The 18,698-nt window shown below is 65.6% G+C and carries 10 protein-coding genes; 4 read left to right on the top strand and 6 right to left on the bottom strand.

All coding sequences use genetic code 11. From position 1 onward, the window contains the following. Nucleotides 1-193: 193 nt before the first annotated feature. Nucleotides 194-961, bottom strand: coding sequence for a MerR family transcriptional regulator (locus LK434_RS04355; RefSeq protein WP_006720506.1), 768 nt, complete (start codon nucleotides 959-961; stop codon nucleotides 194-196). 258 nt (nucleotides 962-1,219) lie between these two features. On the opposite strand from LK434_RS04355, the gene LK434_RS04350 reads away from it, so the two are divergent. Beyond that, nucleotides 1,220-3,139 carry an ABC-F family ATP-binding cassette domain-containing protein gene (locus tag LK434_RS04350; RefSeq protein ID WP_040360566.1) on the top strand — a complete coding sequence of 640 codons (1,920 nt, stop codon included), beginning with the start codon at nucleotides 1,220-1,222 and terminating at the stop codon, nucleotides 3,137-3,139. Between the two features lie 191 nt (nucleotides 3,140-3,330). On the opposite strand, the gene ppk1 is transcribed toward LK434_RS04350, so the two are convergent. Beyond that, nucleotides 3,331-5,715 (bottom strand): polyphosphate kinase 1, encoded by a 2,385-nt coding sequence (gene ppk1 / locus LK434_RS04345; protein ID WP_006720509.1) that lies wholly within the window; start codon nucleotides 5,713-5,715, stop codon nucleotides 3,331-3,333. A gap of 283 nt (nucleotides 5,716-5,998) precedes the next feature. Between ppk1 and LK434_RS04340 the strand changes: the two genes are divergently transcribed. Then, entirely contained in the window at nucleotides 5,999-7,081 is a 1,083-nt protein-coding gene (locus LK434_RS04340; protein WP_006720510.1) for a 6-phosphofructokinase, read from the top strand. 5 nt (nucleotides 7,082-7,086) lie between these two features. Here the strand turns inward: LK434_RS04340 and LK434_RS04335 are convergent, their stop codons facing one another. Then, nucleotides 7,087-7,791 carry a response regulator gene (locus tag LK434_RS04335; protein WP_227917860.1) on the bottom strand — a complete coding sequence of 235 codons (705 nt, stop codon included), beginning with the start codon at nucleotides 7,789-7,791 and terminating at the stop codon, nucleotides 7,087-7,089. Next, nucleotides 7,784-8,020: a sensor histidine kinase gene (locus tag LK434_RS04330; RefSeq protein WP_040360567.1), complete on the bottom strand. Its 237-nt coding sequence runs from the start codon at nucleotides 8,018-8,020 to the stop codon at nucleotides 7,784-7,786. Before LK434_RS04330 ends, LK434_RS04335 begins: the two co-directional genes overlap by 8 nt. 1 nt (nucleotide 8,021) lies before the next feature. On the opposite strand from LK434_RS04330, the gene LK434_RS04325 reads away from it, so the two are divergent. After that, nucleotides 8,022-8,747, top strand: coding sequence for a cysteine desulfurase family protein (locus LK434_RS04325; protein ID WP_006720514.1), 726 nt, complete (start codon nucleotides 8,022-8,024; stop codon nucleotides 8,745-8,747). A gap of 337 nt (nucleotides 8,748-9,084) precedes the next feature. Continuing rightward, nucleotides 9,085-14,910 carry an alpha-N-acetylglucosaminidase TIM-barrel domain-containing protein gene (locus LK434_RS04320; protein WP_227917859.1) on the top strand — a complete coding sequence of 1,942 codons (5,826 nt, stop codon included), beginning with the start codon at nucleotides 9,085-9,087 and terminating at the stop codon, nucleotides 14,908-14,910. A gap of 197 nt (nucleotides 14,911-15,107) precedes the next feature. Here LK434_RS04320 and LK434_RS04315 read toward each other — a convergent pair whose 3' ends face one another. Both LK434_RS04315 and LK434_RS04310 read right to left on the bottom strand, forming a co-directional pair. Next, nucleotides 15,108-15,812: a response regulator gene (locus tag LK434_RS04315; protein ID WP_227917858.1), complete on the bottom strand. Its 705-nt coding sequence runs from the start codon at nucleotides 15,810-15,812 to the stop codon at nucleotides 15,108-15,110. Then, nucleotides 15,805-18,537 carry a sensor histidine kinase gene (locus tag LK434_RS04310; protein ID WP_227917857.1) on the bottom strand — a complete coding sequence of 911 codons (2,733 nt, stop codon included), beginning with the start codon at nucleotides 18,535-18,537 and terminating at the stop codon, nucleotides 15,805-15,807. Before LK434_RS04310 ends, LK434_RS04315 begins: the two co-directional genes overlap by 8 nt. Nucleotides 18,538-18,698: the final 161 nt, after the last annotated feature.

The raw sequence follows: 18,698 nt of genomic DNA, 5'->3' as shown, positions 1-18,698 counted from the left end.
ACGCGCATCTATATGACGGCGAGGCGCCCTTGGGGATTTCCAAGGGCGCCTTTTCAATGCCGCTTGGACGGCTGAATGGCGGTACGCGCCTGACTCGTCATGACACGGTGGCACCGGGGGGAGAAGCGTATACATTGATTAAGCGCAACCGCGGCGTGGGCAATGAGAAGATCGGAGAGAGCCCATGGAACCGCTATCGCGCGTGGGCGATGACCGCATCGCGCAGCCAAGCGGCGCAGCCCTTGACGACTTCGTCATAATATGAGGCGAATCGTTCGTCCGCCACATACATCTCGGCCAACCCCTTATGTGCCTCCGGCGAGTAGAAGCTCCAGGTGTAGTCGAGCCATTCCTTGTGAAGGGCGCACAGGCGCGCACCTGCTGGTCCTGTTGGATCGGCGCCCGCCCTCACGGCATCTTCGAGTTCTTCATTGATTCTGCGTCCCAGCTCTTGGAAGCGCGCGAATTGGTCCTTGCTCAAGTTGAGCATCTTGCGGTTGGCGCCGTCCGCCGCCGCATCACCCCAGCGTTCTCGCACCTCCTGCCCGTACGTGTGCTCATTGTCTTCAACGAGCTCACGTTTCATGCCCTCGAATTTTTCCTTGTCGTCCATGTGGGTTCCCTTCTCGATATGGTCGATGGTCTGCTCGACGGTGCGGATGAGCGCATCGAGGCGGTCTCGCTCCGCTTTGAGTGTCGCAAGGTGTCGATTCAGCGCACACGTGCGGTCCGTTTCGGTGCCGCTGAGTGCATCCGATATCTCGGCGACTCCCACGCCAATGTGACGCAGAAGTAGAATCTCCTGCAAACGGTCGATGTCCGCCGATACGTAGCAGCGGTATCCGTTGGGTCCGCGCGTCGGCGTCAACAGCCCCGCCTCCTCGTAAAAGCGCAGCGTGCGCGGCGAGATTCCGGCAATCTCAGACACCTCTCCGATGCTGCAGGTCTTATGCGCTCCCATGTTCACCTTTCCGCCGTCGATTGCCGCTAGGATAAACCTTCACGCAACGTCAAGGTCAAGCTGGATTGCTAGATTTCCAACGCCGAGCGCACATGTTGGGTACCGTGTGCGTTCGCGAGAGAGGGTGCATCGTAACCGGTCGATTGCGCTCATCGGACATCGATATCGAGCGCGATGTTCCCCATGGAGATGGGGAAGCGGGGTCGGCGGGCTGGTAAGATTGGGGATTATGCAAACATGAGCGAGGAGCGTTTCGATATGGCCATTCTGCTAGGCTGCGACGGCGTGCATCTTGAGTTTCCCACCAAGCTGATCGCCCAGGATGTGACGCTTGGCGTCAACGAGGGCGACCGCATCGGCATCGTGGGCAAGAACGGTGATGGAAAGTCGAGCCTGCTGGGGATTCTCTCAGGTGCCATCGAGCCGGACTCCGGGCGCGTGACGCGCCGTCGTGACGTGACGGTGGGCATCCTCGGTCAGCGCGACGCGCTCGATGACGCCATGAGCGTGCATCGTGCTGTGGTGGGCGACCTGCCCGAATACGAGTGGGCGTCGAGCCCGCGCGTGCGTCAGATCTTGGACGGCCTCATCGCCGACGTGCCCTGGGAGGGCCTGGTGGGCGAGCTCTCGGGTGGACAGCGCCGCCGCGTGGACTTGGCGCGCCTGCTCATCGGCGACTGCGATGTGCTCATGCTCGACGAGCCCACCAACCATCTGGACATGCGCACCATCAACTGGCTCGCGGGGCATTTGAAGGCGCGGTGGCAGAAGTCGAGCGGCGCCATGCTCGTCGTCACGCACGACCGCTGGTTCCTGGATGAGGTCTGCACCTCCATGTGGGAGGTGCACGACGGCTGCGTCGACCCGTTCGAGGGCGGCTACTCCGCCTACATCCTGCAGCGCGTCGAGCGCGACCGCATGGCGCAGGTGACAGAGGAGCGCCGCCGCAACATGGCGCGCAAGGAGCTCGCGTGGCTCTCTCGTGGTGCGCAGGCGCGAAGCACCAAGCCCAAGTTCCGCGTTGAGGCCGCCCGCGAGCTCATCGCCGACGTGCCTCCCGTCCGCAACGAGCTCGAGCTCAAGCGCCTCGCGGTGAGCCGCCTGGGCAAGCAGGTCATCGATGTGGCCGATGTGGACGCGGGGTATGAGGGCGAACCCACGGCCAAGGGTTCGACCGAGAGCCGCCCCTCGGGCGCCACATCCGACCGCCCCGTGCTCTCGGACGTCACCTGGCTCATCGGCGCCGGCGACCGCTACGGCCTGCTCGGCGAGAACGGCGCCGGTAAGACCACCTTGCTTAATATCATCCAGGGCAAACTCAAGCCGCTCCGCGGGCGCGTGAAGATCGGGTCCACAGTCCGGTTCGGCGTGCTCTCCCAGCAGCTCGACGAGCTCAAGCCCGTCGAGGACGACACCATCCGCGAGGTGCTCGCCCGCGGAAAGCGCTATGTGATGGTGGAGGGGAAGGAGACAAGCCCCGAGAAGCTGCTCGAGCGCCTTGGATTCACGCAGCAGCAGATGTGGAGTCGCATCAAGGATCTCTCCGGCGGCCAGAAGCGCAGGCTGTCGCTGCTCCTCACCATCTTGGAGGAGCCGAACGTCTTGATTTTGGACGAGCCCGGCAACGACCTCGACACCGACATGCTCGCCCTCGTGGAGGACCTGCTCGACAGCTGGCCCGGAACGCTCATCCTGGTCACGCATGACCGCTTCCTCATGGAGCGCGTGACCGACCAGCAGTGGGCGCTCATCAACGGCACGCTGCGGCACGTCCCGGGAGGCGTGGACGACTACCTGCGCCTGACGGAGGGCGCGTCTGCCGGCGGGGCGTCCCGGCCCCAGGCGCCCGGCTTCGGTGGTGCTTTGGAAGCGGGGTCACCTTTGGGCGGAGGTGCGTCCGGTCAAGGATCCGTCGCATCTGCCGTGGCGACACCTTTCCAGGCATGCGGACTGTCGAATGCGGAACGCCAGCGCCTCAAGAAGGAGGTCGCCTCGCTCGAACGCAAGATGGAGACGCGCCGGGCAAAGATCGAGGAGCTCGAGCAGGGGATGTTCGCCATCGACCCCATCGACTTCGCGGCGCTCACGGCGCAGCAGGAGGCCATCGCCGCCGCCCGAGGCGAGCTCGACGAGCTCGAGATGGCTTGGCTCGAGGCCAGCGAGCAGCTCGAGGGCTAATGCGTGCAACGTACTTGCCTCCTCGTGCCTGATGTGAGGTGGCGCGACATGTCAGCCGGATTTGACGGATCCGCGCGTAGAATGTCGAAAATGACGCGCTTCAATCGCGTATTTTTCGACATTACACGCGCGACGCACCGGCTGCCCGTCGAATACGAAAGCGTCCTCGTCTTGAAAACGGGTAATGGCGGCTAGGAGAACATCTCGCGGAAGCCGCGCATCACCATGTGCCAGCCGCGCTTGAAGTGACTCTCTTTGCTCTGCTCGGCACCCTTGTGGCCGTCCGCCTCCTGGGGCTCGACAGCTTGGTTGAACTCGTTGGTTTCCGTTGTGGAGGCAACCGGTTGCGATGGCGTCGCATCGGCATTCGACGTGTCGGACGCCCGGCCTGCACCGGGGTCCAGCGCTTCCGCGGCATGCGCGATTTCGTCTCGCGCGGCACGTTCGACCTCGACGGCTCGAGCCGCGCGGCGTTCCTCTGCGGCTCGAGCGCGGTTGGCAGCCTGCGCCATGAAGTGCTCCTGTGCGTTGAAGGGCGCATCGCCTTTCATGCGAGCCACGGGCTCCCAGGTGCCCTGCGCGCTCAGCTCGCGCGCCTTCACGTTGTCGCGCAGCTGATCGGCCATGTAGTCGCGCACCATGGCGCGGCAGGTGGGGTCGAGGACGGGGTAGGCGATCTCCACGCGGTGCTCGGTGTTGCGCGTCATCATGTCGGCGCTCGACAGGTAGACGGTGTCGGCGTCCTCGCCGAAGGAGTACACGCGCGCGTGCTCCAGGAAGCGCCCGACGATAGAGCGGATGTGCACGTTCTCGGTGCTGCCCTCGATGCCCGGCAGCATGCAGGATATCCCGCGGATGATCATATCGATGCGGACGCCCGCTCGGCTTGCCTCGGCAATCTTATCGATGACCTCGCGGTCGGTGAGGGAGTTCATCTTGAAGAAGGCGTGGGCGGGCATGCCGGCGCGCGCACGGGCGATCTCGCGATCGAGGCCGTCCATCACGAGGGGCTTGAGCCCGGCGGGCGCCACGCCAAGGTACCGGTACTCGCCGCGCAGGTTGCCCAAGGTGAGGTTTCGGAAGAACGCGTTGGCGTCCTCGCCGATCCCCTCATGCGCGGTCATGAGCATGAAGTCCGAGTACAGGCGCGCGGTCTTCTCGTTGAAGTTGCCGGTCCCCAGTAGGGTAATGCGGCGAATCTTCCCCTGGTCATGATAGGTGAGCTGGCAGATCTTGGAATGGCATTTGAAGCCCTCCGCACCGTAGATGACGGTGCAGCCCGCCTCCTCGAGGCGCTCCGCCCAAGCGATGTTGTTCTCCTCGTCAAAGCGCGCGCGGAGTTCCATCAGCACGGTTACCTCTTTGCCACGCTCGGCTGCGGAGATGAGCGACTCGCACAAACGCGACTGACGCGCCACGCGGTAGAGCGTGATGCGCAGCGAGATGCAGGTGTCGTCGTGGGCGGCCTCGTTGATGAGGCCGAGAAGCGTGCCCATCGACTCATAGGGGTAGAACAGCAGCTTGTCGCCGGCGAGCACCTGATCGCGCATGGAGCCACCCGGGCAAAACAGCGGGCTCGGCTGGGGGGCGAACGGAGGGAACAGGAGCCGGTCGCGCACGGTGGCGGGCAACTTGCCCTCCAGGGAGTAGATATATCCCAAGTCAAGGGGCATAGTAACCGACAGGACGGCCTGCTGACTCAGTCCCAGTGCCTTGCGGATCGACTTGAGGGATTCGCGGGCGAGATCTCCGTGCACGGCGAGGAGCACGGGCTGGAGGCGCAAGCGCTTCTTGAGCACCTTCTTCATGTGCTGGCGGTAATCCTCGTCTTCCTCGACGCCCTCGCCGTCCGGGTCGAGGTCGGCGTTGCGCGTGACGCGGATCACCGCGCGATCTTGCGGGACATAGGAGCCAAAACACGATTCCAGGCACGCCAAGATGACGTCCTCGAGCAGGATATAGCGCAGGCTGCCATCGTTCCTCGTGATCTCGACGACGCGGGGGAGCGAGCTTGGAACCTCGATGATGCCGAGGAGCCCTTGTTCGTCTTCGGAGGCGGCGGTGAGCGTGCAGACCACGTAGAGGGCGCCGTTGCGCAGGTTGGGGAAGGGGTGGCGCGGGTCGATGATGAGCGGCGAGAAGATGGGGAGTACGTTGCGGTCGAAGTGGCTGCGTACCGCATCGCGCTCGGCACCTATGAGCTCGGAGGGCGTGATGCGTTCGATGCCCTTGGCGCGCAGGAGGGATTCGATGGCGTCGAGGGACGAGGCGGCTTTGGAGAACAACCCCGGTAACGCCGAGAATACGGCCTCCACTTGCTCGGAGGGGGTCATGCCGCTCTTGTTGTCGCGTGGCTGCCGCTTGAGGGTCGCCAGGCTTGAGAGTCCACCCATGCGGACCATGAGGAACTCATGCATGTTGCTCTCAAAAATCGCGATGAATTTGAGGCGCTCGAACAGCGGCACCGTGTCGTCGAGGGACTCGGAGAGCACGCGTTCGTCGAAACGGAGCCAGGAAAGTTCACGGTTTTGGGTGTAACTCAAATCACGCTGCTTGTTGTGTCCGTCGTTGCCCATGATGGCTCCCTCGTGTTGCGGTGCTTGCCGGAAGTGGTGCTACCTGTGAAATCGCATGGATGTCTTTAGGTTATCGCCGTGCCTCGGTCCATGGTGAGTGTAACGTGCAAGCATGATGGACCCGTTACGCGATGCTTTCGAGCATGTTAAAGAATCGCGCGTATGTAAGCGATGCGCGCGGACACACTGAGCGGGGCCCCGTTGGGCGTACACTGTTGAATATGTGAATAGACCGCGCTCGCCGCCCCTTAGGCGGCGTGCGCCATGAGCGTGAGGGGTACCTATGGTGCGAATCGGCCTTCTGACGAGCGGCGGCGACTGTCAGGCGCTCAACGCCACCATGCGTGGCATCGTAAAGACCGTCATCAACCTGTCGACGGAGCCCGTCGAGATCTATGGGTTCGAGGACGGCTACCAGGGCATGATCTACAAGCGGTATCGCAAGATGAGCCCGTCCGACTTCAGCGGCATACTCACGCGCGGCGGCACCATCTTGGGCACGAGCCGCACGCCCTTCAAGCGCTTGGACACGCCCGAGGCCGACGGCGTGGACAAGGTCGCCGCCATGAAGGAGACGTATCGCGACCTCAAGCTCGATTGCCTCTTCATGCTGGGCGGCAACGGTTCCACCAAGACGGCCAACCGCTTGCGCGCTGAAGGGCTCTCGGTCATCGCCCTGCCCAAGACGATCGACAACGACACCTGGGGCACCGACCTCACCTTTGGCTTCACGAGCGCAGTCGAGATCGCCACCAAGTGTATCGACGACATCCGCACCACCGCGAGCAGCCACGGGCGCGTCTTCGTGATCGAGATCATGGGTCATAAGGTGGGCTGGATTCCGCTGTACGCCGCGGTTGCGGGAGGTGCCGACGCCTGTCTGATCCCCGAGATCCCCTACGACATGGACAACGTGATCGCCGCGATCGATCGCCGCATGCAGGCCGGTGCCCGGTTCACCATCATCGTGGTCGCCGAGGGCGCTATCTCGCGCGATGAGGCGAGGCTGTCCAAGAGGGAGTACAAGAAGCTCGTCGCGGAGCGCACCTCTCCGTCTATCGTCTACGACATCGCGCGCGAGATCGAGACCCGCACCGGTCGCGAGACGCGTGTGGCAATCCCCGGTCACACGCAGCGCGGAGGTCAGCCCGATGCGCAGGACCGCGTGTTCGCCACGCAGTGCGGCGTCGAGGCGGCTTTGGGTTTCCTGGAGGGGGAGAGCGGCTTTATGGTCGCGCAGCGCTCCGGTAAGATGTGCCGCGTGCCGCTGGAGGAGGTCGCCGGCAAGCTCAAGTACGTCGACCCCGGCAGCGACCTGGTGCGCGAGGCGCGTTTCCTGGGCATCTCCTTCGGCGACGAGGCCTGATCGGACTAGAGGCGCTGCATGCGGTACCCCACGCCCACGTGGGTTTGGATGAGCTGCGGGTGCGCGGGATCGGCCTCGACCTTTTTGCGCAGCGTCCGCATGAACACGCGCAGGCTCGCGATGTCGCTGTCCCAGCTGGTCCCCCAGATCTCATGGGTGATGAACGTGTGGGTGAGCACCTTGCCCACGTTCTTGGCGAGCAGGGCGAGCAGCTTGTACTCGGTGGGGGTGAGCTGGAGCTCCCGCCCCGCGACGCTGGCGCAGCCCGCGGCGAAGTCGATATGGAGCGGGCCGTTGTCGAACGTGCTCGCCTCGACCGCGTCCGTCCCCGCCATCCCCGATCGCCGCAGGCTCGCGCGGACGCGGGCGAGCAGCTCCTCGACCGAGAACGGCTTGGTGAGGTAGTCGTCCGCCCCGGCGTCGAGCGCGCCGATCTTGTCGGAGTCCTCGATGCGCGCGGAGATGACGATGATGGGCACCGCCGACCAGCTGCGAATCTTGGCGATCACCTCGACGCCGTCGATATCGGGGAGACCCAAATCGAGCATGATGAGATCCGGGTTGCGCGAGGCGGCCTCCATGATGGCGAGCTCCCCGGTCTCGGCCTTCTCGACATCGTAGCCGTGAAGGCCGAGCGCCGTCGTCACCAGGTTGCGGACCGCGGGGTCGTCCTCCACGACCAGGATATGCGGGCGCGTGGCCTCACTCATGGATCGCAACCTCCTCTGCGGGCAGGGTGAACCTGAAGATCGCCCCATGGGGGACGTTGTCCTCGATCTCGATGATACCCCCGTGCGCTTCGACGATGGAACGGCAAAGCGAGAGCCCCAGCCCGAAGCTGCGGTGCGCGTCGACGGGCTGGGCGCCTTTGGCGGTGAAGAACCGGTCGAAGACGTGCGGTTTGTCGCAGTCGGCCACGCCCGGCCCGTCGTCGGCCACTATGCTCGCCAACAACGAGGTGGGCAGCATCCAGAACATCGAAGAGCTCGCCCGCATCGCGCACGAGTTCGGCGTGCCGTTCCACACGGACGCCGTGCAGGCAGTCGGGCACATTCCCGTCTCCATCAAAGCGCTGGGCGTGGACGCGCTCTCGCTCTCCGCCCACAAATTCCACGGCCCGCGCGGCACCGGCGCCCTCTATCTCAAGGATGGTTTCTCGATTCCGCCGCTCATCGCGGGCGGTGCTCAGGAGCGCGGCCTGCGCGCCGGAACGGAGAATCTCGCGGGGGCGGCGGGGCTGGCGGCCGCGCTCCAAGAGAGCTGCGAGGGACTCGCCGAGCGCGTCGCGCGCATCGGCGCACTCCGGGATGCGTTCACGGACGGCGTGCTCGCCTCGTGCGAAAACGTCTTGCCCACCGGCCCGCGCGGGGGCGCGAGGCGCCTGCCGTCCATCGCCTCGTTCATCTGCCGCGACGTCGACAGCGAGCTGCTCGTCATGCTCCTCGATCGCGCCGGGGTGGCCGCCGCAGCCGGGTCCGTCTGCTCGACGGGTTCGACCGCGCCGTCGCACGTCATCAGCGCGCTGGGAGTGAGCGACCCCGCGTGGGCGCACGGCAGCGTCCGCTTCTCCCTGGCAGACGACGTCACCGAAGCCGATATCGAGCTGCTCCTCGAACGCGTCCCGGCGTGCATCCGGCGCGCGCGGGCGATCAGCTGCATGCGCTAGCAGCGAATAACGCGCCAGAAGCCGATCGCCCGCCGACGGCTGCAGCGCGCGGCACGCGGCCCGCGACGCACGCGGCACGCGGCACGCGGCAGCGCGCGAACGACTCCGCCCGTGGTCGCATCGCCCGCCGCGCCCCGCGCCCGAGCGTAAATCCGTTCACCCTGGGATACCGACCCTCCTGCCGCCGATTTCATACCGTTGGCGGCTATAGCTGAACCGTCTGCCGTTCCACCACTCAAACGGTCCAATTTGTCTATCATTATGAAAGATTAAGCATTCTGCACTGAATGCATGGAGACCGCCCGGAACGGGCGGATGAACAGATGAGGACAACCGTATGCACCAACTGTTCCACGTGGAGCGGCCCTGGCAGAAGACGGCGCGCGTGCTCGCCATCGCGGGCGCGGCGGGAGCCGTTGCCTGCGGCGCGCTCGCGTACCCGTCGGCTGCCACCGCGGCGCCGCAAGCGCTCACGGGGCTGACGGCGAAGGCCGCCTCGGCGTCCGGCCACGACGCCGCGCTCGCCATCGACGGCAAGACCGACACCTACTGGCAGTCGCCAGGTACGAACTCGATGCAGGACTACCGCCGTTTCATCGACGTGACCTTCGACGGCACGTACCGCATCAGCAGCATCTCGCTGCAGAACGTGCCCGGCTCCTACTATCACTACGAGGTCTACCTGTCCAAAGACGGCAGCACCTTCGATAAGGTGGCCTACAAGGCCAACGACGACCCCGCCACCGCCAACGCCGACCAGCTCGACATCGAGCCCACCGAGGCCTGCGCCGCGCGCATCAGCGTGAGCTACAACTCCGGCTCGCAGCAGGTCAACATCGCCGAGGTCTCCTTCCTGGGCGAGAAGGTCTCCGACACCACCGCCAAGAAGGCGGACATCCAGGTCGGGGATTTCGCCGACAGCGCATGGGGCAAGGAGTGGAACCGCTTCGAGACCGATAAGGCATACGCCGACCAGAAGGTCGTTGCCGAGGCGGGCAACCTGGTCGAGCGCGTCCTGGGCGCCGAATGGCGCGACAAGTTCGTCTTCGAGCTGCGCGACCAGCTCGACGGCAAGGATGTCTTCGAGATCACCGATGCGGGCGGCGGGCGCATCAAGGTCCGCGGCAACGACGGCATCTCGCTGGCCTCCGGCCTCAACTACTACCTGCGCAACTACTGCAAGGTCGACTACAACCCGCTCTTCGGCTCGCAGCTCGACATGCCCGCCACCCTCCCCTCGGTGGGCGAGGGCATCCTCAAGTTCACCGACTACGAGTACCGCTACGCGCTCAACTTCTGCACCTACTCCTACACCATGGCGTTCTGGAACTGGGACGAGTACGAGCCCTTCCTCGACTGGTGCGCCATGAACGGCGTGAACCTGGTGCTCGACATCGTGGGCCAGGAGGAGGTCCTGCGCCAGACGCTGCTCGAGTACAACTACACCAACGAGGAGATCCAGGAGTACCTCTCCGGCCCCGCGTACTTCGCCTGGTTCTACATGCAGAACCTCTACTCCGTGGGCGGCCCGCTGCCCGATTCGTGGTTCGAGCAGCGCGTCGAGCTGGCGCGTCGGATCCACGACCGTATGCAGACCTACGGCATCGACCCGGTCATCCAGGGCTTCGGCGGCCAGGTTCCCACGGACTTCCAACAGAAGAACCCCAACTCCGTCGCCGCGTCCTCCGGCTCGTGGTCGGGCTTCGCGCGCCCCTACATGATCAAGACCTACCTCACCGACGCAGACCGCGCTGCCGGCAAGGAAGATTATTTCCAGAAAGTTGGCACCACGTTCTACGAGGCGCAGGAGCGCATCTTCGGCAAGGTTTCCCACTTCTACGCCGTCGACCCGTTCCACGAGGGCGGCACCGTGCCGCAGGGCTTCAACATCGTGGACATCTACCGCACCGTGCAGCAGAAGATGCTCGACTACGACCCGCAGGCCGTCTGGGTCATGCAGCAGTGGCAGTGGGGCATCGATGAGAACAAGCTCTCCGGCCTCGCTAAGAAGGAGCAGTCGCTCGTCCTCGACCTGCAGAGCGACCTGCGCTCGCAGGCGAGCCCCATGGAGAACCAGCAGGTGCCGTGGGTGTGGAACATGCTGCACAACTTCGGCGGCCGCATGGGCATGGACGGCGTGCCCGAGGTGCTCGCGATCAAGATCCCGCAGGCGTACAACTCCAACAGGTACATGCGCGGCATCGGCATCACGCCCGAGGCCATCGACAACTCCCCCATCGTCTACGAGCTGCTGTTCGACATGACCTGGGAGCAGGACCCCGTGGACTACCGCGCGTGGACGCGCAGCTATATCGAGCGCCGCTACGGGGGCACCGACGCCAAGATCCAAGAAGCCTGGGACATCCTGCTCGACACCGCGTACAAGCACGTGGACGGCGAGTACTACCAGGGCGCCAGCGAGTCCATCATGAACGCGCGCCCGTCGGACAACAAGATCGGCTCCGCCTCCACCTGGGGCCACAGCGACATCGACTACGACAAGAAGGAGTTCGAGCGCGCCGCGCAGCTCTTCATCGAGAGCTACGACACGTATAAGGACTCCGAGGCGTTCCGCTACGACTTCGTCGACGTGATGCGCCAGGTGCTGGCCAACGCGTTCCAGGAGTACCAGCCGCTCGCCGGCGACGCCTACAAGCAGCGCGATGCCGAGCGCTTCGAGCTGCTGGCGAACCAGATGCTCGAGATGCTCGACGCCCAGGACCGCATGCTCTCCACCTCCAGCGACTTCATGCTGGGCACGTGGATCGAGAACGCGCGCACGCTGCTCGAGGACGCCGACGACTGGACGGCCGACCTCTTCGAGCTCAACGCGCGCTCGCTCATCACCACCTGGGGCCTGGAGAAGAACGGCTCGCTGATCGACTACTCGAATCGCCAGTGGTCCGGCCTCACCGGCAGCTATTACAAACCGCGCTGGGAGTCCTGGGCGAACGCCCGCAAGAAGGCTCTCGAGGACGGCGGTAGCGCGCAAGACCTCAACTGGTTCACCTTTGGCTGGGAATGGGCCAACCGCAAGAGCGACCAGGACGACGACGGCTTCGCCACCAAGCCCGCGGCCGAGGATCCCAAGGCGCTTGCCGAGCAGATCATGGAGCACTATTCCGTGACCGCCATGGACGAGATCGTGGGCGATGCCGAGGCCGAAGAGCTGCAGAATATCGCGCGCGGCAAGGTCGTGACGGATGTCGATACCGGGCAGGCAGTTGAGAACCTCACCGATGGCAACACCGACACCGGCTGGACCGTACCCGGCAAGCAGGAAGCCACGCTCGAGATCGACCTGGGCGGCACCTACGCCGTGAAGGGCGCGGGTATCACGCTGCAGCAGATCGCCGCGGACTTCCCGCTGAGCTACGAGATCACCGCGCTGGTGGGCGACGACTGGGTAAAGGTTGGCGAGAGCACCGCGGACAAGGTGAGCTCGAAGAACGAGATCACCTGCGACGTGCTTGCCAGCAAGATGCGCTTCAAGGTGAAGTCGACCGACGGCCAAAACCTCACCGGCATCTACGAGCTGAGCGTCATGGCGGCCAACGCGCCCACCGTGAGCTATAAGAACCTGTCGCGCGGCGCGAAGGCGAGTGCCCAGAATACCGAGCCCGGCCGCGAGCTCAACGCCGGCGTCGACGGCAACGAGGGCACCCTGTGGGTCGGCAACGGCAGCGATCCCAACTGGTACCAGGTCGACCTGAGCCAGACGCAGCGCGTCGACCGCGTGCGCCTGGCGTTCGAGGACGCCGGCCGCCAGTTCAAGTTCAAGGTCACCGCGATCCTGCCGGATAGCAAGGAAAAGGTCATCATCGACCAGTCCAACAACACCGGCGACCTGGAGAAGGTCTACACCGCCGACCTGGGCTACGAGGTCAAGGCCGTGCGCGTCGACTTCGTGGGCTCCGTGGGCGGCACCGCCTGGCCCGCGCTCGCCGAGCTCGAGCTGCTCCAGGAAGAGCGCGAAAGCATGACGGGCACCAACATCGCGGCCACCGCGACCATCACCTCGTCTGATACCAAGCCCGCACCCGAGGACAAGACCGCGCTGATAGACGGCAAGGATACCGCTTGGGTCTCCAGGGACGGCGCCATCCCCGCCTGGTTCAACCTGGACCTCCCTGAGGAGCGCCACGTCGACTCCATCCGCCTGTGCTTCGAGAAGGGCCAGCTCGACCGCAGCATGCAATTCGACCTGGTGGTGACCGACGCCGCCGGAGAAAAGACCACCGTGTATTCCCGCAGCGCCGAGGATCTCAAGCAGCAGCAGGGCATCGAGATCAACGTTCCCGTGGGCCGCAACGTCAAGTCCATTCGCATGGATATCAAGGATGCACGCATCCCCTCCAACAACGGCAAGGCCTGGCCGCTCGTGCGCGAGATCGAGGTCTACAGCTCGCCCGAGAACGCCGCATCGCACGCGGCCGTGAGCGCCGGCGAGGGTTCCACGCTCGCGCAGGACAAGCTCGACGCACTGAAGGACGGCAACCCCGCCACCGGCGCCACGCTTTCCGCGGCTGCCGACAAGCAGCTCACCTTCACCCTCGATAAGCCGCGCGACATCAACGCCGTCGGCCTTGCCTTCCAGCCGCTTCAGCAGCCCCTGCGCTTCACCGTCGAGGGCCTCGTCCCCGCACAGGACGGCGGCGAGGGCACCTGGAAGCAGATCATCGACTACTCGAGTAACACGCGCGTTGCAGGCGAGCTGCTGGCGCGCATGAGCGATGCCGAGCTCGTTTCGGCTGTGCGCGTCAACGTGCTGAACGACGCGGTCGTGACCCTGAACGAGGTATACCTCTACGAAGCCGACGGCGCCACCGAGCTCTCGAGCTACATCGCCGGCCTGGAGAAGCAGCTCGGCAAGCTCACGTTCGGCGAGTTTGCCGGCAACTACCGTGTCGAGGCGCGCGACGCCCTCATGGCCAAGGTGAACGAGGCCAAGGCCGCCATCGAGCAGGGCATGAACTCCGCCGAGGCGGGCACCTGGCTCGAGCAGCTCCAGGCCGCCGAGCGCACGTTCTGGAACACCGGCTTCGTGACCATCGACCGCGTGCCGTTGTACCGCACCATCGACCGCGCCCAGGCGTTCAAGAGCGCACTCGAGAAGAACGGGCACGACGACCTGGCCGGAACGCTGGGCGATGCCATCACGGCCGCCAAGACCGTAGCCGACCGCTACGGCGATGTGACGCAAGCCCAGCTTGACGAGGCGACCGCCGCGCTCAAGTCTGCACTTGAGAGCGCAAGCAGCTCGCTTGACGCTCGCGACCGCCTGCAGGTTGCCATCGACGCCGCCACCGAGCTACACGACGGCGCCACCGTAGGCGAGTTCAACGGCCAGTATCCGCAGGCTGCGGCCGACGCCCTCAAGACGAGCATCGACGCTGCCAAGAAGGCCCTGGCGGACCACGCCAACGACCCGACAAAGCTGCGCGACGCTGCCAAAGCCCTCGAGGATGCCACCGAGAAGTTCGCCCAGAGCGTCATCGCCATCGACACGGCGGCGTGGGAGGCGAGCGTCGCCCGCGCTCAGACGTTCGAGGAAGCTCGCTACGATGCGAACGCGTGGAAGCAATTCACCGGGGTGCGCGAGTCGGTCGCGAAGGTCGATACGAACAAGATCTCCCAGACCGACCTCAATACGAAGGTCGCCGAGCTCGATGCAGCCATGAAGGAGCTCGAGCAGCACGTGCTCGACCGCACCGCGCTCGCCGATACCATCGCTCGCGCCAAGGTGCTCGCGCCGGAAGGCTACACCGAGGACAGCTGGAAGAAGCTCGAAGACGCGCTCGCCGACGCCGAGAATGCCCAGGCAGCCACCTCTATCACGCAGGACGAGCTCGACCAGGCGGCAGAGGCGCTCACCAAGGCGATCGACGGCCTCGAGAAGGAGCCCACTAACCAGCCCGATCCCGACAAGCCGGGACAGGGCGGTTCCGAGAATGAGGGCCAGGGTGGTCCTGGCAGCGAGTCCGGCAACGGCTCCGGCAGCCAGAGCGGCTCGGGCGACGCTGCAGGCTCCGGCAACGGCGGTCCCAGCGGTTCGGGCAGCGGACTTGCCCAGACGGGCGATCCTGCCGTCATCGCCGGCGCACTTGCCGGCGGCGGCCTTATCGCCGCGCTCGCAGGCCTGCTCCATCGCCGCAAGCGCTAGCGCGGCATTGCATCCATCGGGAACACGGTGCCCCTTACCAGATCGAAGAGGCAGGGCATCGCAAAGCGCGAAGCAGAACAAACGGGAGCGTCCCCAGCTTGAGGGACGCTCCCGTTTCTCTCACAACATGACAGGCCGCCGCAAACGCTACGCCAGCACCGCTTCACAGCCACCGTTCACCGCCGCAACCACCCCGATCACAACCGTTGCATGCGATAGCCCACGCCCACGTGCGTCTGGATCATGGTGGGATGCGACGGGTCGGCCTCGATCTTCTTGCGCAGCGTCCGCATGAACACGCGCAGGCTCGCGATGTCGCTGTCCCAGCTGGTCCCCCAGATCTCATGGGTGATGAACGTGTGGGTGAGCACCTTGCCCACGTTCTTGGCGAGCAGGGCGAGCAGCTTGTACTCGGTGGGGGTGAGCTGGAGCTCCTCGCCGGCCAAGGTCGCGCATCCGGCGGCGAAGTCGATGTGCAGCGGCCCGTTGTCGAACGTGCTCGACTCCGCCGCGCCCGCGCCCGCCATCCCCGAGCGCCGCAGGCTCGCGCGGACGCGGGCGAGCAGCTCCTCGACGGAGAACGGCTTGGTGAGGTAGTCGTCCGCACCGGCGTCGAGCGCGCCGATCTTGTCGGAGTCCTCGGTGCGCGCGGAGATGACGATGATGGGCACCGCCGACCAGCCGCGGACCTTGGAGATGACCTCGACGCCGTCGATATCGGGGAGACCCAAATCGAGCATGATGAGGTCCGGGTTACGCGAGGCGGCCTCCATGACGGCGAGCTCCCCGGTCTCGGCCCGCTCGACATCGTAGCCGTGAAGGCCGAGCGCCGTCGTGACGAGGTTGCGGACAGCCGGGTCGTCCTCTACCACCAAAATACGCTGCCGCGATGCATCACTCATGTATCTCTACCTCCTCGGCGGGAAGGGTGAACCTGAAGATCGCCCCATGGGGGACGTTGTCCTCGACCTCGATGATACCCCCGTGCGCCTCGACGATCGCGCGGCAGAGCGACAGCCCCAGCCCGAAGCTGCGGTGCGAATCGACCGGCCTGTTCCTATCGGCGATGAAGAAGCGGTCGAAGACGTGCGGCTTGTCGCAGTCGGCCACGCCCGGCCCGTCGTCGGCGACCTCGACGACGACGAAGGCCCCGTCCCTTCGCGCGCCCACCGTCACGGTGGAGCCCTCGGGCGTGTACTTGAACGCGTTCACGATGAGGTTCGTGAGGACCTGCATGATGAGGTGGACGTCGATCCGTGCCAGCAAGATGTCGTCGGTGTGCTCCACCACGAGATGGTGCCCGTGCGCCTCGCGCGCCACATGGGCCACCGCGCCCGCGATGACCTCGTCCATGAGCTCCGTCGTGAGGTTGAGATGCAGGTCGCCGTCCTCGACGCGCGTGATGGCGAGCAGGTTCTCCACGGTGTCGATGAGCCAGAGCGAGTCGTCGTAGATGGCGTCGGCGAGTTCGCGGCGCTTTGCCGGCGGCAGCTGATCGCCGCTCTCGCGCAGGACGGCGGCCGACCCCGAGATGGCGGTGAGGGGCGTGCGCAGGTCGTGCCCGAGCGAGCGCAGCAGGTTGGCGCGGAGCTGCTCGTTCTTGGCGAGCACGGCCGCCTCCTCGCGCTCGCGCGCCGCCTTGTCGCTCTCTAGCGCAAGCGCGCACTCGCCCACGATGGACAGCACGATCGAGTTCTCGAATGCCTCGAGCTCGCGTCCCTCCAGCGCGATGCCGATGACGCCGAACACCTCCTTTCCCGCGCGGACGGCCAGGTAGAGGCACTGCGCCTCGGGCAGGGTGCGGGTGCTCGCGCCCGCGTGCTTGTTGTTGGTGAAGGTCCAGGTGGCGACCGCGCGCTCGTACTCCGTGAGAATGCTCGCAGATCGGTCCTGCGTCCCGGCGGGCTCGTAGAGCGCGTCTCCCAGCAGGTCTCCGCTTGCCGGGTAGAAGACGATGTCGAGCCGCAGGAGCTTGATGAGCTGGCTCATGGCCACGCGGGCGCGGGCCTCCATACCCTCGGCCTGCTGAAGGAGCTGGTTCGTCTCGAGCAGCACGCGGGTGCGGAACGCGTTCTTGGCGCTCGCGCGGGCGTTGTTGGTGAGGCGCGCGGTGAGCTCGGCCGCCACCATGGCGGTCACGAACATGATGGCGAAGGTCACGAGGTAGCTTCGGTCGTAGCTGTCGAGCGAGAACAGCGGCGTGACGAAGCAGAAGTTGTAGAGCACCACGGAGAGCACGCTCGACAACAGGGTGCAGGCGCGCCCCTCGGTGGTGACGGCGGTGAGCAGGGCCGTGAGGATGTAGAGCGAGATGATGCTCGAGTCGGCGAAGCCGAGATGCCTGAAGTACGTCCCGATGGCGGTGGCGAGAAGGGAGAGGCCGAGGGTCCGCGCCATGTCGCGCCCTCTCGGCGGGCGAAAGCCGCCGTGCTCGCGACGGTCCCGCCGTCGCGCATCGGGTGCCGCCTGGTCGGGGATGATGTAGATGTCGAGGTTTGGCGCGATGGCGATGAGCTGCTCGACGAGCGATTTGCGCCCGAAGAGGACGTTATGAGCACCCTTCAGCTCGCCAGTCCGCCCCATGACGATCTTGGAGATGCCGGAGAGTCGCGCGAACTCGGCGATCTGGAAGGCGATGTCGTCCCCGTAGACGGTCTCCATGTGCGCGCCGAGCTGCTCGGCGAGCGCGATGTTGCTCGACAGCTTACCGCGTTCCTGCTCGCTCATCGCCTGCGTGCGCGGGCTTTCCACGAAAAGGGCGACCAGCTCTCCGCGAAACGCCTTCGCCATGCGCGCGGCTGCCCGGACGATGCGGGGATTGGTCGGCGCCGGGGAGACGCACACGAGGATGCGCTCGCTCGTGTAATAGTCGCGGTTGCCCATCACGCGCGCGGCGTCTGCCAGGTGCCCCATGCGGTCGGCGCACTTGCGCAGGGCGATCTCGCGCAGGGCGGTGAGGTTCTCGACGGTGAAGAAGTGGTCTTGCGCGCGTTCCGCCTGGGCCTCTCGGTAGACGAGCCCCGCTTGCAGGCGCTCGAGGAGGTCGGCGGGCTCGATGTCCACGAGCTCGACCTGGTCGGCGTCGTCGAAGACGCGGTCGGGGATGCGCTCGCGCACGACGACGCCGGTGATGGAGGCCACCATGTCGTTCAGGCTCTCGATGTGCTGGACGTTGACGGTGGTGTACACGTCTATCCCTGCGCGCAGGAGCTCCTCGACGTCCTGGTAGCGCTTCTCATGCCGGCAGCCCGGGGCGTTCGTGTGGGCGAGCTCGTCGACGAGGATGAGCTGCGGCGCGCGCACGATCGCGGCGTCCAAATCGAACTCGGTGAGGGTGATGCCGTTGTGCTCGACGAGCTCGTGCGGCACCTGCTCGAGGCCCCGCACGAGGCGCGCCGTCGCCGGCCGCTCGTGGGGCTCGATGTAGCCGGCCACCACGTCCACGCCGCGTCGTTTCGCGGCGTGGGCCGCCTGCAGCATGGCATAGGTCTTGCCCACGCCGGCCGCATAGCCGAAGAAGATCTTGAGGTGCCCGCGCCGTCCGCGCTTGCCGTTCTGCTCATCCTGCTCGATGACGCGCAGCAACCGATCCGGATCGACGCGCGTATCTGATGCGTCTCGTGGCATATGTCTCCTTCCTGGGGGCGGCCCCTCGGCGGGCCCGCAACGTCCGCTGCTCGGACAGTCCTGCGCAAGACGGAGCGCCCGCCGGACGCTCCTTTGCGTGCGGAACTCGCGACGGACCTTGCATGCCGCTCGGGGGAACAGCTCGCTATGGAGTGCTGCGA

It is taken from the genome of Collinsella stercoris DSM 13279 (assembly GCF_020735465.1).
GTDB classification, from domain to species: domain Bacteria; phylum Actinomycetota; class Coriobacteriia; order Coriobacteriales; family Coriobacteriaceae; genus Collinsella; species Collinsella stercoris.
The sequence above is the reverse complement of the archived record's forward strand: the minus strand, read 5'-3'. Positions and strand labels throughout refer to the sequence as shown.